Origin of the sequence: Sphingorhabdus sp., assembly GCF_041737645.1 — a bacterium.
Lineage (GTDB): Bacteria > Pseudomonadota > Alphaproteobacteria > Sphingomonadales > Sphingomonadaceae > Sphingorhabdus_B.
Genome location: NZ_JBGSRI010000035.1, coordinates 65,637 through 90,260, shown reverse-complemented (window position 1 = coordinate 90,260; position 24,624 = coordinate 65,637). Strand labels below are relative to the sequence as shown.

The 24,624-nt window shown below is 55.8% G+C and carries 24 protein-coding genes; 15 read left to right on the top strand and 9 right to left on the bottom strand.

Features of this window, described 5'->3' with window-relative positions:
• Positions 1–68: 68 nt before the first annotated feature.
• Positions 69–1,043 carry a murein L,D-transpeptidase catalytic domain-containing protein gene (locus ACEW72_RS05210; RefSeq protein ID WP_373475315.1) on the top strand — a complete coding sequence of 325 codons (975 nt, stop codon included), beginning with the start codon at positions 69–71 and terminating at the stop codon, positions 1,041–1,043.
• On the opposite strand, the gene ACEW72_RS05205 is transcribed toward ACEW72_RS05210, so the two are convergent.
• The 4 genes from ACEW72_RS05205 to ACEW72_RS05190 form a co-directional block, all read right to left on the bottom strand.
• On the bottom strand, positions 937–1,542 hold the full coding sequence (locus ACEW72_RS05205) for a DUF4126 domain-containing protein (protein ID WP_373475314.1): 606 nt from the start codon (positions 1,540–1,542) through the stop codon (positions 937–939). The genes ACEW72_RS05210 and ACEW72_RS05205 overlap by 107 nt on opposite strands.
• A 303-nt stretch (positions 1,543–1,845) precedes the next feature.
• The gene (locus ACEW72_RS05200) at positions 1,846–2,412 is read right to left on the bottom strand and encodes a hypothetical protein (protein WP_373475313.1); all 567 of its coding nucleotides are present in this window, start codon (positions 2,410–2,412) and stop codon (positions 1,846–1,848) included.
• 336 nt (positions 2,413–2,748) lie between these two features.
• Positions 2,749–3,657 (bottom strand): hypothetical protein, encoded by a 909-nt coding sequence (locus ACEW72_RS05195; protein WP_373475312.1) that lies wholly within the window; start codon positions 3,655–3,657, stop codon positions 2,749–2,751.
• On the bottom strand, positions 3,654–4,256 hold the full coding sequence (locus ACEW72_RS05190) for a sigma-70 family RNA polymerase sigma factor (RefSeq protein ID WP_373475311.1): 603 nt from the start codon (positions 4,254–4,256) through the stop codon (positions 3,654–3,656). Before ACEW72_RS05190 ends, ACEW72_RS05195 begins: the two co-directional genes overlap by 4 nt.
• 125 nt (positions 4,257–4,381) lie before the next feature.
• Here ACEW72_RS05190 and ACEW72_RS05185 point away from each other — a divergent pair, with 125 nt between their 5' ends.
• The 3 genes from ACEW72_RS05185 to ACEW72_RS05175 are packed head-to-tail and all read left to right on the top strand — an operon-like array spanning position 4,382 to position 7,325.
• Positions 4,382–5,245, top strand: a complete 864-nt coding sequence (locus ACEW72_RS05185; protein ID WP_373475310.1) for an autotransporter domain-containing protein — start codon at positions 4,382–4,384, stop codon at positions 5,243–5,245.
• Positions 5,246–5,274: 29 nt separating this feature from the next.
• On the top strand, positions 5,275–6,060 hold the full coding sequence (locus tag ACEW72_RS05180) for an NUDIX domain-containing protein (protein WP_373475309.1): 786 nt from the start codon (positions 5,275–5,277) through the stop codon (positions 6,058–6,060).
• Positions 6,057–7,325 carry a NupC/NupG family nucleoside CNT transporter gene (locus ACEW72_RS05175; protein WP_373475308.1) on the top strand — a complete coding sequence of 423 codons (1,269 nt, stop codon included), beginning with the start codon at positions 6,057–6,059 and terminating at the stop codon, positions 7,323–7,325. Before ACEW72_RS05180 ends, ACEW72_RS05175 begins: the two co-directional genes overlap by 4 nt.
• Here the strand turns inward: ACEW72_RS05175 and ACEW72_RS05170 are convergent.
• Positions 7,322–7,639, bottom strand: a complete 318-nt coding sequence (locus tag ACEW72_RS05170) for a 2Fe-2S iron-sulfur cluster-binding protein (protein ID WP_373475307.1) — start codon at positions 7,637–7,639, stop codon at positions 7,322–7,324. The two genes, ACEW72_RS05175 and ACEW72_RS05170, sit on opposite strands and share 4 nt — an antisense overlap.
• 153 nt (positions 7,640–7,792) lie before the next feature.
• On the opposite strand from ACEW72_RS05170, the gene trxB reads away from it, so the two are divergent.
• Positions 7,793–8,743, top strand: a complete 951-nt coding sequence (gene trxB, locus ACEW72_RS05165; RefSeq protein ID WP_373475306.1) for a thioredoxin-disulfide reductase — start codon at positions 7,793–7,795, stop codon at positions 8,741–8,743.
• A 37-nt stretch (positions 8,744–8,780) separates the two neighbouring features.
• Here trxB and ACEW72_RS05160 read toward each other — a convergent pair whose 3' ends face one another.
• The gene (locus tag ACEW72_RS05160; protein WP_373475305.1) at positions 8,781–9,998 is read right to left on the bottom strand and encodes an argininosuccinate synthase; all 1,218 of its coding nucleotides are present in this window, start codon (positions 9,996–9,998) and stop codon (positions 8,781–8,783) included.
• 97 nt (positions 9,999–10,095) lie between these two features.
• On the opposite strand from ACEW72_RS05160, the gene ACEW72_RS05155 reads away from it, so the two are divergent.
• Together ACEW72_RS05155 and ACEW72_RS05150 are read left to right on the top strand one after the other, a co-directional pair.
• Positions 10,096–10,521 (top strand): DUF1801 domain-containing protein, encoded by a 426-nt coding sequence (locus tag ACEW72_RS05155; protein ID WP_373475304.1) that lies wholly within the window; start codon positions 10,096–10,098, stop codon positions 10,519–10,521.
• A 95-nt stretch (positions 10,522–10,616) separates the two neighbouring features.
• Positions 10,617–11,351, top strand: coding sequence for a DUF1223 domain-containing protein (locus ACEW72_RS05150; protein ID WP_373475303.1), 735 nt, complete (start codon positions 10,617–10,619; stop codon positions 11,349–11,351).
• A gap of 296 nt (positions 11,352–11,647) precedes the next feature.
• On the opposite strand, the gene ACEW72_RS05145 is transcribed toward ACEW72_RS05150, so the two are convergent.
• Positions 11,648–12,433, bottom strand: coding sequence for a class I mannose-6-phosphate isomerase (locus ACEW72_RS05145; protein WP_373475302.1), 786 nt, complete (start codon positions 12,431–12,433; stop codon positions 11,648–11,650).
• A 109-nt stretch (positions 12,434–12,542) separates the two neighbouring features.
• Between ACEW72_RS05145 and ACEW72_RS05140 the strand changes: the two genes are divergently transcribed.
• The gene (locus ACEW72_RS05140) at positions 12,543–14,615 is read left to right on the top strand and encodes a malate synthase G (RefSeq protein WP_373475301.1); all 2,073 of its coding nucleotides are present in this window, start codon (positions 12,543–12,545) and stop codon (positions 14,613–14,615) included.
• On the opposite strand, the gene ACEW72_RS05135 is transcribed toward ACEW72_RS05140, so the two are convergent.
• The gene (locus ACEW72_RS05135) at positions 14,612–15,784 is read right to left on the bottom strand and encodes a M48 family metallopeptidase (protein WP_373475300.1); all 1,173 of its coding nucleotides are present in this window, start codon (positions 15,782–15,784) and stop codon (positions 14,612–14,614) included. The genes ACEW72_RS05140 and ACEW72_RS05135 overlap by 4 nt on opposite strands.
• 73 nt (positions 15,785–15,857) lie before the next feature.
• Here ACEW72_RS05135 and ACEW72_RS05130 point away from each other — a divergent pair, with 73 nt between their 5' ends.
• The 5 genes from ACEW72_RS05130 to ACEW72_RS05110 all read left to right on the top strand — a co-directional run bounded on the left by ACEW72_RS05130 (position 15,858) and on the right by ACEW72_RS05110 (position 22,178).
• Positions 15,858–16,319, top strand: a complete 462-nt coding sequence (locus ACEW72_RS05130) for a response regulator transcription factor (protein WP_373475299.1) — start codon at positions 15,858–15,860, stop codon at positions 16,317–16,319.
• Positions 16,320–16,433: 114 nt separating this feature from the next.
• Positions 16,434–16,970 (top strand): DUF4199 domain-containing protein, encoded by a 537-nt coding sequence (locus ACEW72_RS05125; RefSeq protein ID WP_373475298.1) that lies wholly within the window; start codon positions 16,434–16,436, stop codon positions 16,968–16,970.
• Positions 16,971–17,016: 46 nt separating this feature from the next.
• The gene (locus ACEW72_RS05120; protein WP_373475297.1) at positions 17,017–18,942 is read left to right on the top strand and encodes an OPT family oligopeptide transporter; all 1,926 of its coding nucleotides are present in this window, start codon (positions 17,017–17,019) and stop codon (positions 18,940–18,942) included.
• A gap of 41 nt (positions 18,943–18,983) precedes the next feature.
• Complete coding sequence (locus tag ACEW72_RS05115; protein ID WP_373475296.1) at positions 18,984–20,336, top strand: isoprenylcysteine carboxylmethyltransferase family protein; 1,353 nt, start codon at positions 18,984–18,986, stop codon at positions 20,334–20,336.
• Between the two features lie 99 nt (positions 20,337–20,435).
• Positions 20,436–22,178: an amidohydrolase family protein gene (locus tag ACEW72_RS05110; RefSeq protein WP_373475295.1), complete on the top strand. Its 1,743-nt coding sequence runs from the start codon at positions 20,436–20,438 to the stop codon at positions 22,176–22,178.
• Between the two features lie 35 nt (positions 22,179–22,213).
• Here the strand turns inward: ACEW72_RS05110 and dnaN are convergent, their stop codons facing one another.
• Positions 22,214–23,329 (bottom strand): DNA polymerase III subunit beta, encoded by a 1,116-nt coding sequence (gene dnaN / locus ACEW72_RS05105; RefSeq protein ID WP_373475294.1) that lies wholly within the window; start codon positions 23,327–23,329, stop codon positions 22,214–22,216.
• Positions 23,330–23,471: 142 nt separating this feature from the next.
• Between dnaN and ACEW72_RS05100 the strand changes: the two genes are divergently transcribed.
• Both ACEW72_RS05100 and ACEW72_RS05095 read left to right on the top strand, forming a co-directional pair.
• Complete coding sequence (locus ACEW72_RS05100; RefSeq protein WP_373475293.1) at positions 23,472–24,116, top strand: histidine phosphatase family protein; 645 nt, start codon at positions 23,472–23,474, stop codon at positions 24,114–24,116.
• Positions 24,113–24,598, top strand: coding sequence for a hypothetical protein (locus ACEW72_RS05095; protein WP_373475292.1), 486 nt, complete (start codon positions 24,113–24,115; stop codon positions 24,596–24,598). The genes ACEW72_RS05100 and ACEW72_RS05095 overlap by 4 nt, the downstream gene beginning before the upstream one ends.
• Positions 24,599–24,624 lie beyond the last annotated feature (26 nt).

Genomic DNA, 24,624 nt, shown 5'->3' with positions numbered 1-24,624 from the left:
CCCAAGCTTGCGAAACACGGTAAATCGCGCATAAAGGAAAGATTGGGGAAGTTTTTTGATTTCTACATATGGACCACATTCTTGTGATCAGGTTTTTTGCTCTATTCGCCATTTCGATATTGGCGGTGCCTGTAACGGCGCAGGATCCGGAAGTTCCAGCGCCGCCCGCTATCCTGTTCAAATCAGGGACCGGCGATGGCGCGGCTCCGGTTCAGGCGGTCGCGGTTATTCGGCGTGCCGAAGTCGACTGCCAATCGCTTCAGAAAAATCTGACCGTTATTAACGCTCATTTCTACCCCGCCGAATATGAATTGGGCAACGCGCCACCAAGGCGTCGACTCGACCGGGGACTTTTTGAAAAGGCACTGGCGGGCTATCGCAACCATTTCTGCACTTCGGGCCGCTCTGCAGGGCCTGCCGTCATTGTCATTGTCGATTTTGCGAAACATAGCAGCCAGCCGCGCTTGTACCGTGTCGATTTGCGCGACGGGTTCGGGCTGGAATCCCCGATTTTGGTAGCACATGGTATCGGTTCCGACCCCGATGATGACGGCTTTGCGAATTTTTTCAGCAATGTGCAGGAAAGTCTGACCTCGTCGCTCGGCGCGGCTTTGGGCGGGGAGCGATATGTTGGCATAAACGGCGTCTCGCTTCGTCTGGACGGCTTGGAACCGAGCAACAGCCAGATGCGCGTGCGCGATATTGTGGTGCACAGCTATGCGCCCGAACGGCGACGCTATTTCAACGCGGGTCTGATCGCGACGCGCGGACGACCGGGGTCGAGTGAAGGGTGCTTTGTGGTCGAACCTTCGAAACGCGACTGGATATTGGATACACTCGAAAATGGCGGCTATCTCTATTCGGGCTATAGCGGGAAATTGCCGCAACCCGCCAACAGCTCTGCATCGAAAATCGTTTTTGCGCCCGGAACAGGGATCAGCGTTCCGACTGTGTCGCTCCACCCTTCGGGAACGCGCGACGGAACGCCCGGTATCCTGCCCACAGACCCCATATCGCCAGCACCATCAGTGTCAGGGCAATAAGCATCGCGGCAACGGGGTTTGCAAAGGCGAGGATAAGTAAGCCGCCCGTCGTTACATCTTCGATGCTCGAGACGATAACATTGCTGAACGGTTCAGGGCTGGTGTTGACGGCGGCGCGTGCGCTGGCCTTGGTGGCATGGCTAGCAAAAGCCGCGCCCCCGCCGAGCAGGAAGGCAACCACTTGCCATGTCGGGTCCGAACTGTCGATGATCGCAAGTGCCAGCATCGCGCCGCCGACAGGGCGAACCAGCGTGTGCAAGCCATCCCAGATGGAATCGAGCCAGGCGATCTTGTCAGCGAAAAATTCGGCAATGGCGCCGACGGCGCTGATCCCCAACACCCACGGATTTGCAAGGACATTGAGCATCTGGAGATTTTCGGGCAGGGGCACGATATCGAAATGCATCGCAAGTCCGGTCGCGAAAATGGTGAGGTAAAAGCGCCATCCCGAAAGCAGGCTTAAACTCGCCGCGAGTCCCAGCAATTCGATGATGCCCATATGTGCCTCCGGCCCTTGCGTATCAAAAAGGTGCCACGTCTTGAAGGCAGGTGCAACCGCACTGTCAGCTTTTTAATACACCCCGTCACCCTGAACTTGGTTCAGGGTCTATCTTGCAGCAACGACTGAAGGGACAAAAGGGTGGGGAGCAGGGATGTGGAGGCCCGCATCTCTGCTCCCCATAAGGTGCCCGAGCCTTCAAGGGTCGCATGGCTCGGGCGGGGGAGGGGATTGCCGCGCGCCCTGAGTGCGGACGGGCGCGCGACAAACTTGGTATTGCGTATCTCCGGGGGAGAGAGTTACTTAGTTACCGCCGCGCTTCAAAGCTTTGCCGGGGCGCAGTGGGAGTGCCTTTTTCGGACGGAAATCCTGGGCGCGGGTGACACTGACGTCGCGTTGGATCTGTCCATCAACTTTGCTCACATTGCCGGTCCGGTTGTAGACCTGTTCGCCGTCGCGCAGAACAGTGCGGCTGTTTTCGCGGCCGGTTTCAGTCTTGCGGCCATAAGCGTCATATTCATAGTTCCGACCTTGCTTATCGGTTGCCGAACCACTGGTTGTGAAACCGTCTTCGGTGCGGACCCGGTCATATTCGTAAGAGCGGGTCTTGCCATTGAAGCCGGTTTGCGAACCGCTACCGCTGACGCCGTCTTCGGTCTTTGTGCGTTCGCGATTGTGGGTTGCCGTAGCACCGTCGCTGGCACGTGTGGCGATTGCATCGACGGTCAGATTGCCATTGTCGCGTGTCACTGTTTTGGTGACGGTGCCTTTGGGCTTTTCGACAGTGACCGTATTGCTGGTCTGGGCATTGGCCGATGCTGCAAAAGCAAGGGCGGCGAGAGGAAGTGCAATAAGATATTTCATGGTCATTCTCCAGTTTTCAAGGGAGGGAGAATTTCCCCGCTCCTGAAACTGAAACGCATGAGATCTGGAAACCCTTCGAAATTTTTTTGGGGTGGTTTGTAGCGGATAAACAAGTGCCTGTACTTCCCTCTCTCCTTTAGGGGAGAGGCGCGAGACTTGGCGGCTTGCCGCCTAGTCGCAGCGGAGAGGGGCTGGACGGTGAGGTTCGTGCGCAAACTCCCGCTCTCCACTTCGTCTATAGGCTAACGCCATAAGACTACGTACCTCTCCCCTGAGCCGAAGGCGGCCAGAGGCCAACGAGAGAGGGAGTGATTGGTCCATCACTAATCCAGTCCGTCGCCCTCACTGCGCACGCCGTTGCTGGCGCAGCTGACGGCGTTCGCGCAGCGTGTTGCGTAGAGCGGCGCGCTGTTCGGGGCTCGCGGTGCGCAATCGTTCGCGCAAGGCTTCGGCCTGTTCCTCGGTCAACTTGCCTGATGCCAGGGCGGGTGCCGCCTCGGTTTGTGCAACGGCTGGCTCCTCGGGTGTAGCGGATGGCGTGGTCACCGACAGCGGTTCTGCCGTCTCCAAATTCGACGCAGTTGCGATGCCGCCCCGCCGTTCCAAACGCTGTCCGCGACGCTCAGCAACCGCCTTGCGCACCGCGGCTTTAGTCGCCGGGTCCGCATTACGCGCGAGATCGCGCACAGCGGTTCGGGCTTCCTGCCGGGACACTTCACCTGTGCGGACCAATTGCCGCACTTCACGTCCGGCCACGACCAGTTTCTGTTTCGGCGTCAGCCCTGCATAACGGGGATCATCGCGCATTTCTGTAAGTCGAGCCACGACAGCAGCGCTGCCTTGTGAGGTCTCGACAGCCGGCGTAACGACGGTTTCGGGTTCAATCGTCTTCTGGGCAATGATCGCAGGCTTGATCGGTGCCTTTGGTGCGGGGGCGTCGACAATGTCTGCCTTTACCAGCGCTTCGCTGATGACGGGAAGATAGACTGGATTACCAAAAACCCCGGCGGCTGCCGCGGTTGCCGTGGCAAGCGAGAACAGCGCAACCGAACCGACAATGCGGCTAGTCCGGCGCCACGGGCTTATTGTCCGGCGCCGGGTCGGCAGTTCAGCCATTGTAGCGACGGTCTGTCCGGTATCACCTGCTGCAATGCGGGCCATCAGACGGTCGGAAAATCCGGCGGGGGCGGGCGGAACGGCATAGCTGTCCAGCGCCTTTTTCATTTCGGGCGAGAAGTCCGGTTCGGTCATAATCTGGCCCTCCCTTGTTCCAGCACGCCCTTGCGTTCGACACAGCCTTTCAAGCTGGATCGCGCCCGGAACAGCAGCGATTCAAAAGCTTTCAATTGCATGTCCAACGTCTCCGCAGCGCCATGATTGGGCTGCTCTTCATAATAGGTCAGGATCACGGCTGCGCGCTGCCGGTCGGGCAGCGTTTCAATACAGTCCTTTACCGCCTGTCCCGTTTCGACCGCCTCCATCTGGAGGTCGGCCAACGGGGTTTCATCTGCACGCTCGGGCACCTCTTCGTCGCTGGCAAAGCGCTTGCGCCGGAGTCGGTCGAGGCATTGGTTGACCGTGACTTTTTTGAGCCAAGGAGCAATCCCGGGCCCACCTGCATTCCAACGATCCGCATGATTCCAGAGTTTTAGAAGCGACTCTTGTGCAACATCCTCTGCTTCGCTCGCATCGCCCAGCATTCTATAGGCAACGCGCCAGACCATATTGGCGTGGCGATCACTGGCAAGCCGCATGGCATTATGGTCCCGTGCCGCGATACGCGCTACCAGTTCGTCGTCATTTTCCTGCGTCACTTTGATCGCTTGCTGCATCATTTCGCCACTCATCATAATGCTGTTCATATGCTTTACGTATATAAAGCAAAAACCCTTCGAAAAAATTTCGAAGGTTTTTCTTTTGTCGTCCGTTGAATGCGAACCAGCCCTTGACCGGGCTATTCAACAGGAGGCAGTTTATGAAAATCTGGATGATCGGCTTATGTGCCGCAAGTAGTCTTTTGCCGCTGGCGCAGGCCCATGCGGAGGACGCCAACGACTGGCGCGCGTCGGTGAATGCGGGGGCGACCCTTTATGAACAGGATGAGGACCCGCAGTTTGCGAGCCTTTCTCTTGCCCGCGAGTTTGAGCAGGGCTTTATCCAGCTGTCTGTTTCCTCTGTTCGTGGCGGGGTGACGCAAGGCGTTTTGAATGCGGTGCCCGTGAATAGCGAGACCGTCTCCGTTTCGGGAGGCCGTAGCTTTGGCGACTTCAGCGTCGATGGCTATGTTTCATTGGGCCAGCGCCGCTTCGATACCGAAGTTTTTGAACGCCTTGGCCGCCGCGTGACAATCAATAGTGACGGATCGAGCTTCGGCATCGGTGGCGGACTTTCCTATGACCTGATGCTCAGCGATACTGTGATCGCGTCGCCGTTTCTAGCGGTTGATTATGACCGGATCGACATTGGCCGCGCTGTGACGCTGCCGGGTGGCGACATTACCACCATCAAGTCGCGCGAAGATGGATTCACCGGATCGGCCGGTATTTCCCTGCAGACTTTGTTCGGACCAGATGCGCGGCACAGCTTTTGTGTGAACGCCGCCTTTGTCGCGACATCGAACAGCAGTGCCACGCGCTCGGGAACCGGCAGCGGGACCATCAGCCGCATCGTCGCTGCCCGTAATGTCCCCGGACAAAGTGATGAATGGTCGGAAGTCGGCGCGAGTGCCTCGTTCGCACTTTCGCAGGATATCGACCTGAATCTGAATGCCAACCGCACATTGGGATTCGCAGGTCCGGAGGCAACCAGTTTAATCGCCGGGTTAAGTTTCCGCTTCTAACTGTCACGAAAGCATGCTTTTGTGAAAGCATGAACGCCGAAACAAACGCAGAGCCCATCGCCACACCCGCTGCTACGATGGTTATTTTCCGTCAGAATCCGTCGGGGGGTGCGCCGCTGATCCTGATGGTGGAGCGGATCAAGGCGATGGCCTTTGCGGGCGGTGCGGCGGTGTTTCCCGGTGGCAAGGTCGATGCGGCGGATTTTGACTTTGCCGAAATGCTAGGTGGGCCGCTGCCGCTCGATGAGGCTGCGGCCCGGCTTGCGGCCATCCGCGAAACCATCGAAGAGGCGGGGCTGGCGCTTGGCTTGGTTGGAGTATCAGACCCTGCCGATTGCGATGCTGCCCGCGCGGCATTGCACGACGGCGAGAGCCTTCAGGCCATATGTGTCCGTCATGGCTGGGCTCCGGATTTTGACCAGCTTGTCCCCTGGTCACGTTGGCGCCCGCCCGCATTTGAACGTGCGAGCCGTGTTTTCGATACACGTTTCTATCTGGTCGATGCTGGCAATACGACGCCGCTGGCGACGGTAGATCACACGGAAAACCGTGCGCTATTCTGGGCGAGTGCAGCCGAAGTTCTGGAAAAGGCGGACCGGGGAGAGATCATGGTTATCTTTCCGACACGGCGCAATCTGGAGCGGCTTGCGATTTTCGGCAGCTTTGATGCCGCCGCGGCGCACGCAGCCGAGCATCCGGTGTCCACGGTATTGACCTATATCGACAAGCGTGAAGACGGAAACTGGCTCTGTATCCCTGATGGTCACGGTTATCCGGTACTACAGGAACCTATCGCATCGGCATTACGTGGATGATGGCGATTCTTCAGCAGCTGCAGGGGTTGATCGGGATCGCTGCAATATTGCTGATGGCATGGGGCCTATCGGAGGATCGCAAGGCTTTTGCCGGATGGCGCTGGGTTGGCGGGGCGTTGTTGCTTCAAATCGTCATTGCCCTTCTGATCGTGCGTGTACCCTTTGTATGGGACGTCGTCATGCTTGCAAACTATGCGGTACTGGCAATCGAAAAGGCGACTTTGGTCGGGTCGAGCTATATGTTCGGCTATGCCGGCGGGGGTGAATTGCCATTTGCGTTAAAGGACGGCGCAGCGCCTCCGCTTATCATTGCGTTCCAGATACTGCCGCTGGTGATTGTGTTTTCGGCGCTGGCGGCGTTGATGTGGCACTGGAAGATCTTGTCGTTCATCGTGCGCGGGCTAAGCTGGGCGTTGCAAAAGACGATGGGGGTTAGCGGCGTTGTTGGACTCAGCGCTGGCGCCAATATCTTTCTCGGCGTTGTCGAGGCACCTTTGGTGGTGCGCGCTTATTTCGAGAAAATGAGCCGAAGCGAATTGTTCATGGTAATGGTGCTGGCAATGTCGACCATCTCGGGTGCGATCCTCATCCTTTACGCGCAGACGCTGGCGAAAACCGTTCCCGATGCCGTCGGGCATATGATTTCGGCATCACTTATCGTGCTACCTGCCTCGATCCTTATTGCGCGACTGATGGTGCCGGGCGATGGCGACACCCAGATGGAGCCGGATGATACCAGCCTGAAATACGATAGCAGTATTGATGCCGTTATCACTGGCACCATGGACGGGGTACAATTGTTCCTTGCCGTTATCGGTATCATTATCGTCGTTTTTGCCCTCGTCGCACTGGTTGACCAGATACTGGCGGTGTTGCCGCTCATCGACGGCAGCCCGCTGACACTAAGGCGCTTTTTCGGCTGGATATTCGCGCCACTGATGTGGGCCATCGGCATACCGTGGGACGACGCCGGCACGGCAGGCGGGCTTATGGGGACGAAAGCTATTTTGAACGAATATGTCGCTTATCTGGACATGGCGGCACTGTCCGAGGGAGAACTCGGAGCTCGAAGCAAGCTGATCGTCACATACGCCTTATGCGGCTTCGCTAATCTGGCGAGCGTGGGCTTGTTGGTATCGACCATCGGCACGCTCTGTCCCGCACGCCGCGCGGAAGCGGCGTCGCTGGGTATGAAAAGCTGGGTCGCGGGTAACCTCGCCTCCGCCATGACGGGGGCGATGATCGGGTTAATGACGGCGGTTTAGTCTTCGGGCGCAATGGTTACGATCAGGCCGTCGAGAGCGTCGCTGACCGGAATCTGGCACGAAAGGCGCGATGTTTCGTTGCGGTGGTCGGTGCTGTCGAGCAGGTCGTTTTCGTCCTCACCCATTTTTGGCAGCTTGTCGGCGAAGGCAGGATCGATATGTACATGGCAGGTCGCGCACGAGCAGCAACCGCCGCACAAAGCGAGCAATTCATCAAAGCCATTGTCGCGGATGACTTCCATCAGCGACAGACCGTTTTCCGCCTCTACTTCGCGGCCTTCGCCATTGCGTGAGATTACGGTGACTTTGGTCATGAAAATGCTCCCTGAAGCTTGTTACGCGCCGCCTGATAAGTGGACGGCGCGCTAAAGTGAAGCCCTAATTTATGGGGATAAGTAGGGTGCCCCCCTTGGCCAGCGGGGTTGTGGCGCTTATGTCCCCCTCCAACAGAATCAGAAAGCGCATCCATGACCGAAAATCGTCACGCCCCAGTCATCATCATCGGCTCCGGCCCTGCAGGCTATACCGCCGCTGTTTACGCTGCGCGCGCCAATCTGACGCCGATGATTGTAACTGGCGTGGAAATCGGCGGACAATTGATGACGACAACCGAAGTCGACAACTGGCCGGGGGATGATGCGGGTGTCATGGGCCCCGAACTGATGGAACGGATGCGGAAACATGCCGAGCGTTTCGGGACACGGATAGAAAACGACCATATCGAAAAAGTTGATTTTTCAAAGCGGCCATTCACGTTGACCGGCGGGGCCGGCGATTACACGGCCGACGCGGTTATCATCGCAACAGGCGCGAGTGCGCAATATCTCGGGCTTCCGAGCGAGACTGCCTTCATGGGCAAGGGCGTGTCGGCCTGCGCCACTTGCGATGGCTTTTTCTATCGCAACAAGCCGGTGGCCGTGATCGGCGGTGGAAATACTGCCGTTGAAGAAGCGCTCTACCTCGCCAACATCGCCAGCCATGTGACACTCGTCCACCGGCGCGACAAATTGAAGGCCGAAAAAATTCTGCAAGACCGTCTCTTCGCGCGTGAGGCGGAGGGTAAATTGTCGATCAAATGGAACCATACACTCGATGAAGTGCTTGGCGATCCGACGGGCGTCACGGGAATGCGAATCGCCGCCACCGATGGCAGCGGTACCGAAGATATCGAACTGCACGGCGTGTTCATCGCCATTGGCCACAAACCCAACACCGGCATATTCGAAGGGCATCTCGATATGGCGGGCGGCTATATCAAGGTCCGCGGCGGTGCCGAGGGCCAAGCAACCGAAACCAGCGTGCCCGGCGTATTTGCTTGTGGCGATGTGATGGACCACATCTATCGTCAGGCGGTGACAAGCGCCGGAACCGGCTGCATGGCAGCACTCGATGCGGAACGGTTCATCGACGCGCAATAGCGACCATCCCTAACGAAAAGGGACCTATTTCATTTAACTATTTCTTGCGCTGCGCCAACAGCCGCAACCGCAGTGCGTTCAGTTTGATAAAGCCCGCTGCATCCTTTTGATCATAGGCACCGGCATCGTCTTCGAACGTTACAACTTTTTCGCTGTACAGGCTGTCGGGAGATTTCCTTCCAACTACGCTTGCCAAGCCCTTGTAAAGCTTGAGCCTTACCGTTCCGGAAACCTGAATCTGGCTGTGGTCTATCGCGGCCTGCAGCATCTCGCGCTCGGGTGAAAACCAGAAACCGTTATAAATCAGCTCGGCGTATTTGGGCATAAGTTCATCTTTTAGATGCGCCGCGCCGCGATCCAGTGTGATGCTTTCAATCCCGCGATGCGCGCGGGCGTAGATTTCGCCGCCTGGCGTTTCGTACATGCCGCGTGATTTCATGCCGACGAAGCGGTTTTCGACCAGATCAAGCCGGCCGATACCGTGCTTTCGGCCCAGATCGTTTAATGCCGCCAATAAAGTGGCTGGCGACATCGCTTCCCCATTCAAGGCAATACCGTCACCTTTTTCAAAATCGACGGTGATATATTCCGGCGTATCGGGCGCATCCTCGGGGTTGACCGTGCGCGAATAGACATAGTCAGGGGTTTCATCCCACGGGTCCTCAAGGACCTTGCCCTCGCTAGAGGTGTGCAACAAATTTGCGTCGGTGGAGAAAGGGCTTTCCCCCCGTTTATCCTTGGGTACCGGTATCTGATGTTGTTCGGCCCATTCGATCAGGCGGGTGCGGCTGGTCAGATCCCATTCGCGCCACGGGGCGATGACTTTAATGTCGGGGTTCAGCGCATAGGCGGACAGTTCGAACCGCACCTGGTCATTGCCTTTGCCGGTCGCGCCATGGGCGATCGCATCGGCCCCGGTTTCCGCCGCTATTTCAATTAGGCGCTTTGATATCAAAGGCCGCGCAATTGACGTACCCAACAGATAGTCGCCTTCATAACGGGCATTGGCTCGCATCATCGGAAACACGAAGTCGCGAACAAATTCTTCTTTTAAGTCATCAATATAGATGTGGTGGTCCGGAACACCCATCAGCACCGCCTTGGCCCGCGCCGGTTCCAGTTCCTCGCCTTGCCCAAGGTCGGCGGTAAAGGTTACGACTTCGCAACCATATTCCACCTGCAACCATTTCAAAATAACACTGGTGTCGAGGCCGCCAGAATAGGCAAGTACGACTTTTTTGATATTATCTTTCATCAGTGATTCCATTTGGCAATTGGGTAGCGCCCGCGCGCCTAACAGGGTGGACAGTCACCTGCAAGGCGATAAGCTAAAGGGTCAGGAGGCAAGATATATGGTAAAGTCTGAAAACAAGACGAAGGTAAGTGAAGTTTCTGTCGACGACTTTATCACGGTCGTGGCCGATGAACAGCAACGTTTGGATGCAATAAAAATCGCTGACATGATGGCGCGGGTTTCGGGTCACCCACCAAAAATGTGGGGACCGAGCATCATCGGCTTTAGCAGTTATCATTACAAATATGACAGCGGCCGCGAAGGCGATATGTGTCGGATCGGATTCTCGCCACGCAAGGGCAAGACGGTGCTTTATCTTGTCGACGGTTTCGACGGACACGGAGCGCTGCTGGAGAAGCTTGGAAAGTTCAAAACTGGAAAATCCTGCCTTTACGTAAAGCGTTTAAGCGATGTTGATGAAAAAGTTCTGGAAGAAATTTGTGTGCGCTCCCTCGCTTGGATGGCGCAAAAATATCCTGATTAGGCCGTAACCTTCGCGTGGATATTGGCGAACCATGATGAGCGGACGGGGTTTGACCTCCCTTTTTCCCCGCCCGCACCAATTTCAGGACGCATATCATGAACACTTATTTTTCCGCCACACTGATAGCCATGTTCGCAGCACTTTCGGCATGCCAGCAATCCCCCGAAATCATCGCTGAAGCCGATGCCAAGGCGCCGGTAGCGTCAGCGAGCGTAAAAAGTCCCGTCGTTATAGAGCTGTATCAAAGCCAAGGCTGTTCATCCTGCCCGCCCGCCAATGTTGCGGTCAACGCCGCTGCCGACCAACCCGGCGTAATTGCGTTGAGCTTTGCAGTGACATATTGGGATCGGCTGGGCTGGAAAGATATTTTCGGAGATAAAGCTTACACCCAGCGGCAATATGATTACGCCCATGCACTCGGCAACCCCAATGTTTATACACCGCAAATTGTTATCAACGGCAAGACCGCTATTACCGGCATTAAAAGCGGTGAATTGGCCAAAAGCATAGCTTCGGCCAAAGGTCTGTCGGGTGGGCCTTCAATCGATATTACTGGCGACAAGGTTATGATTGGAAAAGGGAACGGCGCGGCCAACATATGGATGGTCCGTTATGATCCGCGGACCCAGAATGTAGCCATCCGTTCAGGTGAAAACACAGGCCGCAATTTGCCTCATAAAAATATCGTGCGGTCATTGACGAAGCTTGGCGAATGGAAAGGTGCTGTTCAGGGTTATACCTTGTCTAGTGCACCCAATAAGGGCCTGAAAACCGCGATATTGGTACAACGACCGGGCGCAGGACCAATTATTGCCGCGAAAGTGATATAGATACTGACCCCAAGCCATGTTATTTTATTCTGCAGGCTGATTTTCTATATTTGATAGATTTTTGCCACGGCCTGACTGTCTGATCTTGAACTGCCGACGGCTGGCCACGTAGCGTGCGACAACCACAGCCAGAACCAACACCATAATCGCACATAGTGCGTAAGCAATGATAACTCTGTTTTCCATTTGCAAATTTGGCTCCAGACCTCGTTGCATCAATCGCGATTTACGATTTGCGCGGTGATAATCGATACGAGCGGAGTTTCAACAAAATTTAGCGAGAAAAATGCGTCAAATTACCATGCGATTAGGCATTCGGTGCCATTGGCAAATTCAATCAAATTGCCGGATTCCAGCAATAAACAGTCGCCGATGCCGGCGCTATCACCTTTGCAACCCACTTCACCTTTTAAGGGAACTATCCATAAGCGCTGGCCGGGTGGAATATCTGAAACATGTTTAATATCAGTTACATGACGCATCTGGAAAAAGGGGCTGTCGGAAATGCACAAGCCGCTTTCAACATTACCCGATCTTTGGTCGGTATATGGCGCGGCAAGTGAAACCTCTACCCCGTCATCAAGGTGCAACGGGCGCGGACGGCCATAATCATAGAGTCGATAGGTGATGTCGGCATTTTGCTGGATCTCGACCAGCGTTATTCCTGCGCCAATTGCATGCACGGTTCCCGCCGGAATATAGAAATAGTCGCCGGGCTTTACCGGTTTCCAGTCCATCAACATTTCGATTTCGCCAGACACAGATGCTGCGCGCAGTTCATCGCTGTTTAGCGGCCGGGTCGTTCCCATGCCGAGCACCGCATCCGGTTCGGCATCAACAATGAACCAGCATTCCTCTTTACCGGAAATCATTCCGCGCTGCTGCGCCTGTGTGTCATCGGGGTGCACTTGAATAGATAGCTTTTCACTGGTGAATAGCCATTTCACCAATATCGGTAGATGTTCAGACGGTCCACCTTCGTACCAGATTTCGCCAATCTGACGCCCTCCCATATTGCCGAATTCTGCGGGGATGTCAGTTCTACCCCAGGGTTTGTCCACCAAATGCTTGTTCAATTTCATAGGAAACCGCATAACAGGTAAATTATGCTTTTGCACCGCACAAACTCGCGCTAGTGCGGCACAAATAATAAAATCTCCCCGGGCGCCGACATTGATATTGGAGCCAGTCATGAAGCAATATGTTACCCGTTCGAATCTGCAAATCGCAGAGGAACTCGCCTTGTTTGTCGAAACACGCGCGCTCGCCGGAACTGGCATCGCCGTAGACCACCTGTGGCAGGGGCTGGCCAATATTCTCCAAAATTTCGTTCCGCAAAATCGTGCGTTGCTGGCGAAGCGTGATCTTATTCAAGCGAAACTTGATGCATGGCACACCGCAAATCCTGGTCCGATTAGCAATATGGCGGAGTATATAAATTTCCTGCGTGAGATTGGGTATCTTGTCGATGAGCCTGCCGCCTTTGGGGTTGGAACGCAAAATGTGGATGCGGAAATTGCCACGATGGCAGGACCGCAACTGGTCGTTCCTTCGCTGAATGACCGTTTCGTATTGAACGCCGCCAATGCCCGATGGGGTAGCCTGTATGATGCGCTTTACGGCACCGATGTTCTGGATGCCCCGGCTGCCAAAGTTGGCGGATATGATTCGGCGCGCGGTGCCGCGGTCATTGCTTACGCCCGCAAATTCCTCAATGAAACGCTACCCGGCTGGGAAGCGGTGTTGACAGGCGGCGGTGCTCCGCATTTTGTTGCCAAGGCCGTTTCGGGCGATGTCAGCCGATATGTGTTCAAGCAAAATGGACTGCATATCGAGATAGTGGTCGATCCGTCGCACCCGATTGGCGCGACCGACGATTTGCATATTGCCGATGTTGTCCTTGAAGCTGCGCTGACGACGATCATCGATCTGGAAGACTCGGTGGCCGCGGTTGATGCCGTGGACAAAGTCGCCGCTTACACCAACTGGCTCGGCTTGATGCGCGGCGATTTGGTTGCGTCGTTTGACAAAGGCGGCAAGACCATGTCCCGCGCACTTGACTCGGACCGTCAGTATGACGGAATGAAATTGCCGGGGCGCAGCTTGATGTTCGTCCGCAATGTCGGACATCTGATGACCAATCCATCCGTCCTTCTTTCTGACGGTAGCGAGGCACCCGAAGGCATATTGGACGCGCTGTTCACTTCGCTTTGTGCTCTGCACGACCTGAAAGGTCTAGGTACCCTCAGCAACAGCCGCACGGGCAGTATCTACATTGTGAAACCCAAAATGCATGGCCCTGAAGAGGCTGCATTTACCAACGCGCTGTTTGATGCCGTCGAAGATATGCTTGGCCTTCCGCGCCACACGATAAAGGTGGGCGTGATGGATGAAGAACGCCGCACGAGCGCCAATCTCGCCGCCTGTATCCATGCCGTCAAGGACCGCATCGTGTTCATCAACACCGGCTTCCTCGACCGCACTGGCGACGAAATGCACACTGCGATGCATGCAGGTCCCATGATCCGCAAGGCCGAGATGAAGGCTTCAAGCTGGATACAGGCCTACGAAGCGCGCAATGTTCAGATCGGGCTGGCGTGCGGGCTTTCCGGGAAGGCTCAGATCGGCAAAGGAATGTGGGCCGCGCCTGATATGATGAAGGATATGATGGCGCAGAAAATCGGCCATCCCAAATCTGGTGCAAACACCGCATGGGTCCCGTCTCCGACAGCAGCAACGCTGCATGCCATTCACTATCATCAATTTGACGTGTTCGCACGGCAGGCGGAACTGGCGAAGGAGCCGACGCCCGGCCTTGACCCATTGCTGACTATTCCGGTCGCTCCCGTCGGCCACAACTGGTCCGACGAAGAGGTAACGCAAGAACTGGAAAACAACGCGCAGGGTATATTGGGCTATGTGGTCCGCTGGATCGATCAGGGCGTCGGATGCTCCAAGGTCCCAGATATTCACGACATCGGCCTGATGGAAGATCGCGCCACATTGCGGATCAGCTCACAACATATTGCCAACTGGTTGCTTCACGGCATTGCAACCGAAGCACAGGTCGATGCAGCACTCGCCAAAATGGCTGCCAAAGTCGACGCGCAAAATGCGAGCGACCCGCTTTATGAAAGGCTCACCCCCGAAAGCATCGCGTTCAAGGCCGCTCGCGCGCTTATTTTTGAAGGTGTGAAGCAACCCAACGGTTACACCGAACCGTTGCTGCACAAATTCCGGCAGGAGAAAAAGGCAGCAGCTTAACGCGCTACTGTTTTTTGCTGCTGTGCGGCTTTCCAGTCCATCGCTCGGCGCACACGTCGTTCGACAGATGGATGCGAATAGAAAGCGATTTCCTCGAAAGCCGAGGGCCGCGGATAGCGATATTCGGCGGTCTTGACCAATGCGCCGGCCAGCGCATCTGGCAAATTAACGGTGCGCAGCGAATAGGCATCTGCTTCGCTTTCCCCTACGCGCGTGACGCTGTTTAGCACGGGTTGAGCCAGAACCCCCAGCACCGAAACGATCAGCAGGAGAATGGGCAGACCCTCCGGATCAGCTATCGTGGCCTTGCTGCCAAAAAGCGCCGCCACACGACCAAATAAGCGGTCGGCAAGGAAAAACCCAAGCATCGCGATCACAGCGAACAGGAATACGATGCGCCAGACATGACCGAGCACATAATGGCCAATTTCATGGCCGGTAACGGCTTTTACTTCATCAAGAGATGCCTGTTTCAGCGCGACATCGGAGATCGCAATGCGCGCCGACCCGAATACACCCGAAACATTGGCGGTAAAATTATTTGACTGACGTGAGCCATCGAACATCAACACCCTGTCATGCGGTATGGCGGCCTCGTCCGCCATTTTGAGAAGTGCCGTCCGCACCGGGCCTTCAGGCACCGGCTTATAGTCATTGAATATTGGCTCTATCAGAACAGGTGAAAGCAAAATCGTCGCCGCAGCGGCAAATGCCGTCAGGCCGCCCGACCAGAGCCACCAGCTTTTTCCGGCCCTGCGAATAAGTGCATAAACGCCCAGAAAAAACAGACCGCCCAAAATACTGGACAGCAATATACCGATCACATCCTGCGTCAGAAAATCGGAAAGCGGCTGGCTGGTGCGTCCATACGACCTTTCAAAGCCCCACTCTTCGTAAATGCCCCAGGGAAGGCTGAGCACTGCAGAAATCAGGAAAAAAGCGACGCATATGAGCCATGTTCGCAGGGCCCATCCGCGATTTGCCAGTCTGGCAGAAAGGCGATCAAGCAATCCCGTCCGCACGATGATCCATGTCACCAAAGCGGTTACAAGCAGACCGCCAAGCAACAGCCAATGTGTCGCGGCGGTATAGCTCGCGGCCTTCTGCAATGCTTCGCTGCCCAAACTATCAATATAACGCGCGGTTTCTACCGCCGGATCAAAAACCATATACCTATTTTCCTCTGCTTCGCTGTGTTAGCTATATCATACAGTAGCAAGACGCAAGGCGCATCAGGCACCGATGGAAACGCACCGCTTGCGTCACTCATCAACGCGTGGTTTATTTACCGATATGTGGAGGCTGATCCTGATCTACGGCGCTGCGCTGGCTGCGTTGGCTTTCCTGCTGGAATGGCTGGATTTCAAGCATGACGTAAAGCATTGGTCGACCGAATTTTACATCACCGCCGTCGCGATTATATTTGTTGCGCTAGGAATCTGGATTGGCAACCGCCTCACTGCAAAGCCACGCCAGGCTTTTGTGCGGAACGACGCTGCAATAATGTCACTCGGGATCAGTATGCGAGAAATCGAAGTACTGGAAATGCTGTCTGCGGGCCATGCCAACAAGGTCATTGCCCGGAAACTCGCCATATCGCCCAATACCGTCAAAACGCATGTCGCGAGGCTTTTTGAAAAGCTGGAAGTCGCAAGTCGCATACAAGCGATCAGCCGGGCACGCGAACTTGATATATTGCCCTAGGAGCCGGGCCGTATAAATTGGCGATAGCCGCCAAATCACCCATTTGGGCGATATCTTTGCCCGATTGTCCTGGCTTAGCTTATCCGCCATTCACAATGTTGAGGGAGAATGGAAATGGGCAGGATAATCTTGGTTTACGGCGTCATCGCGGGCGTCACCGTTGCGGCATTAATGCGCGTCGCCATGACCTTGTTTCCCGAGGGTGGCACCGGCGGTATGGTCGCAGGGTTTTCCTCGATGATCATCGCACTGAGCTTCGTGTTCATCGGCGTAAAGCGGTATCGTGACATTGAGCTTGGCGGTGTCATACGCTTCTGGAAAGCACTTGGGGTCGGCTTCGGTATCGCTGCCATTGCATCCTGTTTGTATGTCGCGGCATGGGAAGCGTATCTGTACTCCACCAATTATACCTTCATGGACGAATATACCCGCATCGCCCTTGAACAGGCCCAGAAAAGCGGCAAATCGGCGTCCGAAGTGGCGGCGCTGGGCAAGGAGATGGAGGGGTTCAAGGCATTGTACGCCAACCCCCTGAGCCGTTTTGCCGTCACGTTCATGGAAATTTCGCCGGTTGCAATAGTGATGCCGATCATCTCCGCTGCGTTACTTTGCAAAAGCAGTTTCATGCCAGCCAAGGCTGCAGGAGCTTGAACATATACCCTCCCTGATGCACTAGGGCGCATAAGGGAGATTTTCTATGCGCGAGTTGACGCTCCGGTCGGTAATATTGGGTGGCCTGATTACGCTGCTTTTCACAGCAGCCAATGTGTATCTAGGGCTGAAAGCGGGGCTGACTTTCGCGACGTCAATTCCGGCGGCGGTTATTTCTATGGCCATTTTGCGGATGCTACCGGGCGGGACCATCCTGGAAAACAACATCGTGCAAACCATCGCCAGTGCGGCGGGGACGCTCTCGGCGATCATCTTTGTGCTGCCGGGGCTTGTGATATTGGGATATTGGCAGGGATTTCCTTTTCTGACCACGGCCGCAGTGTGCGCCACTGGCGGCATTTTAGGGGTCATGTTTTCGGTGCCATTACGACGGGCATTGGTGACCGGATCAGACCTACCTTATCCGGAAGGAAAGGCCGCTGCCGAAGTGTTGATTGTCGGATCTGCAGAAGGGTCGGGTTCGAAAGAGAACCAGCGCGGATTGACCACCATCGTTGTCAGTGCGCTGCTTTCCGCAGGGCTTTCACTGTTGATCGCCATGAAATTGGTGGCGGCTGAAATCGCGCATTTTTTCAAAATTGGCGCCGGCGCTACCGGTGCTTCGACATCGCTTAGCCTCGCCCTTGTCGGCGTCGGGCATCTTGTCGGCCTTTCGGTCGGGCTGGCGATGCTGTTGGGAATGGCCATTAGCTGGATCGGACTAGTTCCCTATTTCAGTCAGGGCGTGACCGGCGCGGATGCCGCTGAAATCGCGGGTACCGTTTTCAGGGAAAAAGCCCGCTTCATTGGTGCGGGCACGATCGGCGTGGCTGCGATATGGACGTTGCTCAAGATAATCGGCCCAATCATACAGGGTCTTAAAGGCGCAATGGCGGCCTCCGCAGCACGGTCGGCAGGCGATGCATTACCGCTGACCGAAAGGGATATTCCCATAAAGCTGGTCGGCGCCATCATCGCCGCAACCCTTGTTCCGATTGCATTTCTGCTTTGGCAATTTCTGGAAAGCACGCCGATTGCCGGAATGGCAGGGCCGATTATCGGATTGACCATATTTTATATATTATTGGCCGGTGTCGTTATCGCATCGGTATGTGGCTATATGGCCGGCCTGATTGGCGCATCGAATAGCCCGATTTCAGGCGTCGGCATATTGGCTGTAGTCGGGGCATCCTTGATGCTGCTTGGCTTTTTTGGGCGGGGCGAGACCGCAGAAGAAACCAGCGCGATGATCGCCTATGCCCTGTTTGCAACAGCCATTATCTTTGGCATTGCCACGATTTCGAACGATAATCTGCAGGATCTGAAAACCGGTCAGATTGTGGGCGCAACGCCATGGCGGCAACAGATCGCGCTGGTCATCGGTGTCCTTTTTGGCAGCCTCGCAATTCCGCCTGTTCTCGACTTGCTCAACAACGCGTTCGGTTTTGCCGGAACCGCGGGTGCTGGCGAAACAGCGTTGGCGGCACCGCAAGCGTTGCTCATTTCAGCATTGGCCAAGGGTGTATTGGGCGGCGACCTGGATTGGCCGCTTCTTGGCCTAGGCGCTTTAATCGGGGTCGCTGTCGTTATTGTCGATGAATTGTTAGGCAAAGCGGGCAAACGTCGCTTGCCGCCGCTTGGCGTGGGAATGGGCGTTTATCTTCCCATGGCGCTTACGTTCCTGATCATTGTGGGCACCGTGCTAGGGCATTATTACGACAAATGGGCCGATACCCGTAAAGACACGGAAGCCGCGAAACGCATGGGCATTCTGGCGGCAACCGGCCTTATAGTGGGGGAAAGCCTGTTCGGGGTTGCATTTGCAGGAATCGTAGCGGGCAGCGGCAGCGACGCACCCTTGGCTGTCGTCGGGGAAGGCTTTGAACCGTTCGCTATGTGGGGCGGTTCAGCCTTGTTTATCTTCATGCTATGGTGGTTGTACCGGCGAACGAAGCGTGAGGCTTCGGCCTAACCGTCACCGCTTTTTTAACCTATTCGCAGTAGGATGCGCGCGTGAAAACACGCGACGCAACTCCTGATCCTAAACCCGTTTCCGCCGTCAGCAATGCCGTCGGTCTATGCGGGCTTGCGGGGTTGGCCTTGGCGGTATGTATCGCCCGAAACTTCGGTGCGATTATGGAAAATCTCGGTTTTGCCGGTTGGCCAGAGCGCGCCGATGGCGGCTATTCGGCTCTGGTTGCGCTGGTCTTTTGCGGTTTACCCATGGTGCTTTGGTCGCTCTTTGTGGACAAGGTACATCGGCGGCCGTCCACGGGGCTGGATTGGTCCTTAAGGCGACCCGTGGCCGATGTTCTCGATGTCAGCATCGTCAAAATTGCGGGACTATGGGCGACCTGGGGTGCCATTGCCGCGATTTATGGTTTGTGCCGCTTCTATTGGGATGGCAATTATCTTTTTTCGATGGAGATGTTTCAGGCATCGGCCATTCCGCTAGTCCTCATCTCTGTGCCTTATGTGGTTTGGCTCGACCGCTATCTGGTTAACCAGCGCGACGGCGCATGGCATCTGGGGGCGTGGATTGCGGGCCGCAATGACTGGGACAAAGATGAAATATTCCACCATTTGCGTGCTTGGGCGGTGAAGGGGTTTTTCCTTGCTTTCATGATCTCCATCGTACCGGGCGGATTTCGCGACATCGTCAATATGGACTTTGCCGTCGTTGCAACAAACCCCGTCTGGCTGGCCAATGCGTTGATTACCGCCATGTTCCTTGTCGATGTGCAGTTTGCGACGGTTGGCTATATGCTGACGATGAAGCCGCTGGATGCCCATATCCGGTCCGCTAATCCCTATCTGGCCGGATGGGTCGCTGCGTTAATGTGCTATCCGCCCTTTATCTTGATGAACAATGGCGGGCCGCTTGACTACCATATTGGCACCGGCGACTGGGCCTTTTGGTTTGAAGGGCAGACATTGCTGTTGTGGATCTGGGGCGGGATTCTGGTGCTACTGACCGGCATATATGCCTGGGCGACCGTGGCATTCGGACTGCGTTTTTCAAACCTTACACACCGCGGAATATTGACCCATGGTCCTTACGCATTTTCCAAACATCCGGCTTATCTGAGCAAGAATGCCTATTGGTGGCTGGCGACAATGCCGTTTCTGGTCACCACCGGAAGCACCGCCGACATGATCCGCAACACTGCCATTCTGGCACTGGTCAGCGGCATCTATGTCTGGCGTGCCAAAACCGAAGAAAAGCACCTGATGGCAGACCCTGACTATGCCGAATATGCCGACTGGATGGACCGCAATGCACTTGTCCCTCGCTTTTTCGGTACATTGCGGGCGCTCGCAGGAAACCGCTTGCGCAAAGGTCGGGATGTGCAGCCTGCAGAATAGGATCTGCAGTATTTTCGGTCACAACCGGGTTGTTCGGCGCTGTCTTTAACTGCACAATTAAATCTGTTACGCTGCCGCCGGAGATAAAGGAGAGTCGGCATGCATGATCTGGTCATTCGCGGTGGAACGGTTGTTGACGGCACGGGCGCGCCACGCTTTCTGGCCGATATCGCAGTTGACGGCGGGGTTATAACCGCCATTGGCCATATCAGCACACAGGGCCGCGAAGAAATTGATGCCAATGGCAAGATTGTCGCACCCGGCTTCGTCGATATCCACACCCATTATGACGGACAGGCCACCTGGGACAGCGAGATGGCACCTTCAAGCTGGCACGGGGTGACAACGGCGGTCATGGGCAATTGCGGCGTCGGCTTTGCGCCAGCGCGCAAGGAAAAGCATGAATGGCTTATTGGATTGATGGAGGGGGTCGAGGATATTCCGGGAACGGCGCTGGCCGAAGGCATGAAATGGGATTGGGAAAGCTTCCCCGACTATCTTGACGCGTTGGAGCGTCTGCCCCGCACGATAGACATAGGCACGCATGTCCCGCACGGCGCGTTGCGCGCTTATGTTATGGGCGAACGCGGCGCGGATAACGAGGAACCTACCGAGGCCGATATCACCGAAATGGCGCGGTTGGTGGAAGAAGGCGTGCGCGCAGGTGCACTTGGCGTCTCGACCTCGCGAACGATTTTGCACAAGTCCGTCGATGGCGAACTGGTACCCGGGACAACGGCGACGGAAGCCGAACTGGTTGCGCTGGGCCGGGCGATGGCACGGGCAGGGCACGGTGTTTTCGAACTGACTTCCGACCTGTTGCCGGAATGGGATGAATTTGGCTGGATGCGGCGACTGTCCGATGAAACCGGGCAACCCATCGTATTTTCCATGTTGCAGTCGCCGATCAAGCAGATGCACTGGAAAGACCAGATGGCGGCGATGCGGGCGGCCAATGACAATGGCGCAAAGATCGTCGCGGCTATTGGCCTGCGCGGTATCGGCGTCATCATGAACTGGCGCGGCACGGTGCATCCCTTCATGCGAAAGCCAAGCTGGGAAACAATCAAGAACCTGTCATGGGATGAACAAAAGACGAAGTTGTCCGATCCTGCTTTCAAGGCGCAGATCCTGGCCGAGGACAATATCCCGCCACCGTCGCCTGACATGGCACCCTTCTTCATGCTCGTTACAGCCGCATGGGCCATGCAGTTTCCGCTGGTGGATAATTTCAGTTATGAACCGACCCGCGAAGAAAGCGTGTTCGGTTTTGCCAGCGCAGCAGGAATGGAAGCCGCTGAATATGCGTATGACCAGCTGATGCAGGATGACGGCAACGGCATGATTTATCTGCCAATCCTGAACTACATGGACGGCAATCTGGACTTTACGAAAGAACTGCTGGAATCCGAAGATACGCTTGCTTCTCTGTCAGACGGCGGGGCCCATTGCGGAACGATCTGCGATGCTGCGGCACCAACTTTCCTTTTGAGCTATTGGGCGCGCGACCGCAAGGCGGGGACGATACCGCTGGAGCTCGCCGTTAAGCGGCAATGCCATGACACGGCTCGGCTATATGGGTTGAATGACCGTGGCGTTTTGAAACCCGGCTATCTCGCCGATATCAATGTGATCGACTTCGACAATCTGCGGCTGCAAAAACCCTGGCTGGCGTTCGACTTGCCCGCTGGTGGCAAGCGTTTGTTGCAAAAAGCCACAGGCTATGCGGCCACAATCAAGTCAGGCGTTGTGACGTTTAAAGATGGCGTAATGACCGGCGCGTTACCCGGGACGGTGGTACGCGGGCCACAAAATGTCGCGATATCAGAGGCGGCGGAGTGAGATAAATTTCGAATGAATGAGCGGGTTTGAAGTGATCAAACCCGCATTGGCATCAAAACATATAGCGCTGCCGACTTGTCATTCTCACGGATCAGCGTTGGTGCGCTGGCGTCCGCGAGGTGGAGTTCCACGACGTCGCTTTTTATTTCGTTCAAAATATCCATCAGATATCGTGCGTTGAAACCGATTTCGAAACCGTCGCTGCTATATTGGCCGGATACTTCTTCGGCCGCAGTTCCATTTTCGGGCGACGTCACTGACAGGGTGATCTTGTCTTTATCCAATGCCATTTTGACGGCGCGGGTTTTTTCTGTCGCGATTGTTGCGACGCGGTCAACGCCTTGGCTGAATGCTTTGGGATCAATTTTCAGCAGCTTGTCATTGGCGGTCGGTATGACGCGGCTGTAATCCGGGAATGTGCCGTCAATCAGCTTCGAAGTCAGGATGACAGTGTCAAAAGTGAAGCGGATTTTCGAGGCCGACAAGTCGACTTGCACCGAATTGTCGCCGGCCTCGTCAAGCAGTTTACGGACCTCGGCGACGCATTTGCGCGGGACGATAATATCCGGCATTCCTTCTGCACCGGCGGGACGGGGCAAAGTGACGCGGGCGAGGCGGTGGCCGTCGGTCGCCGCTGCTTTCAACACCGGTTCTGCGTCTTCGGTGACGTGCAGGAAAATACCGTTGAGATAGTAACGTGTTTCTTCGGTTGAAATTGCGAACCGCGTTTTGTCGATAATCTGGATCAGCGAACTCGCCGGAATTTCGAACGATGTCGGCAATTCGCCTTCGGCAATCATCGGGAAATCGTCGCGAGGCAGGGTTGCAAGACTGAAGCGTGCGCGACCGGCATTGACGGCCATGCGGCCATCTGCGGCTTGCAGTTGCACCTGGCTGCCGTCCGGCAATTTGCGGGCGATTTCGAACAAGGTGTGCGCTGAAACGGTCGTCGCGCCGGGGGTTTCCACGTCGGCTGCGAATGTTTCGACAATCTGCAAATCAAGGTCCGTCGCCGTCAGCTTAATCTGGCCATTGTCGCTGGCTTCGATGAGGACGTTGGACAAGATGGGGATAGTGTTGCGTCGTTCGACAACCGATTGGACGTGGCTCAGGCTTTTCAGCAGGGTCGCGCGTTCTATCGTGGCTCTCATTTCAAATCCCCTAATCGGGCTTTTTGCCCGTACATCCGCCAAAAATCGTTAGTCTTCCGGCGAATCTTCCTTAACCGCTTTGTCCACAAGGGCAAGTCGATAGCTTTTGCCATGTGCAATAAGCTGTGGAATAAGCGCGATTATGATTTCAACCCAGGGAAAACGACTGTTCATCGCGCGCCACGGTGAAACGGTGTTCAACAAGATCGCACGTATGCAGGGACAAGCGGAATTGCACACGCCGCTGACATGGGACGGCTGCGTGCAAGCGCGCATTATGGGACGGGCGTTGGCCAATTATCTGGGCGACGAACCCAGGCCGCAACTTTGGTCGTCAAGCGCTGGACGTGCCTTGCAGACATTGGCTCTGATTGCCGAAGAAATCGATGCCGATTGGCACCTGACATCGCGCGATGACCGCTTGCTGGAAATCGATGTAGGCACTTGGTCGAGCCGCACTTATGCCGACATCGCCGCCGAAATCGGTCCTATTGTCGATATGGAGCACAAGCTGTTTTCTGTCCGGCCGCAAGGCGGAGAATGGTATGATGATGTCGCGGCGCGTCTGGCAGACTGGATTGGCGAGCAACGTTTCGAACAGGATATGCTTGTCATCTGCCACGGGATGACCGCGCGGGTGTTGCGCGGCCTAATGCTGGGGCATCCGTTGCTCGCCGGCTTTGATGCCCCCATCGCAAGCAGCCTGGCGCAAGGCAGCATGGTGATGATCCGTGACGGGGTCGAAGAACTGGTTGTGAATGGCGAAGGCGCAGGGGAGCGTGCGTGAAAATCGGCCGTTGGCTGCTATGTGCCGCGGTGTTGGCCGCGCCGTTGATAGCCAAAGAGCGGTTGGGCGTTTATCATGGTTGGGTAGCATTTCGTGATGCCGACACGCTGCGCTGCTATGCCATAACTTCACCTGAAGACATGGTGGGCAAGGCGACCCAAAAAGCTTATCTGTCGGTCGGTTTCTGGCCAAAACGGGGTGTGAAGCATCAGGTCTACGCCCGATTATCGCGGGAAAGATCAACAAATAGCGGTATTATATTAAGCGCAGGAGGCCGCAGATTCAGGTTGAAAGCCAATGGTGACAGCGGCTGGGCAACCGATCGCCGGATGGACCTTGCAATCATTGCCGCGATGCGTTCGGCAACGTCTTTGAGTATCGAGAGCATAGGTCGCGATGGCCGCTCAATCGTAGATACTTATTCCGTGCGAGGCGCCCCCAGCGCGGTCGACGCCGCAGCTTTGGGCTGTGTATCGAAATAGCATTCTGGCATTTTGGATGTGAAGCT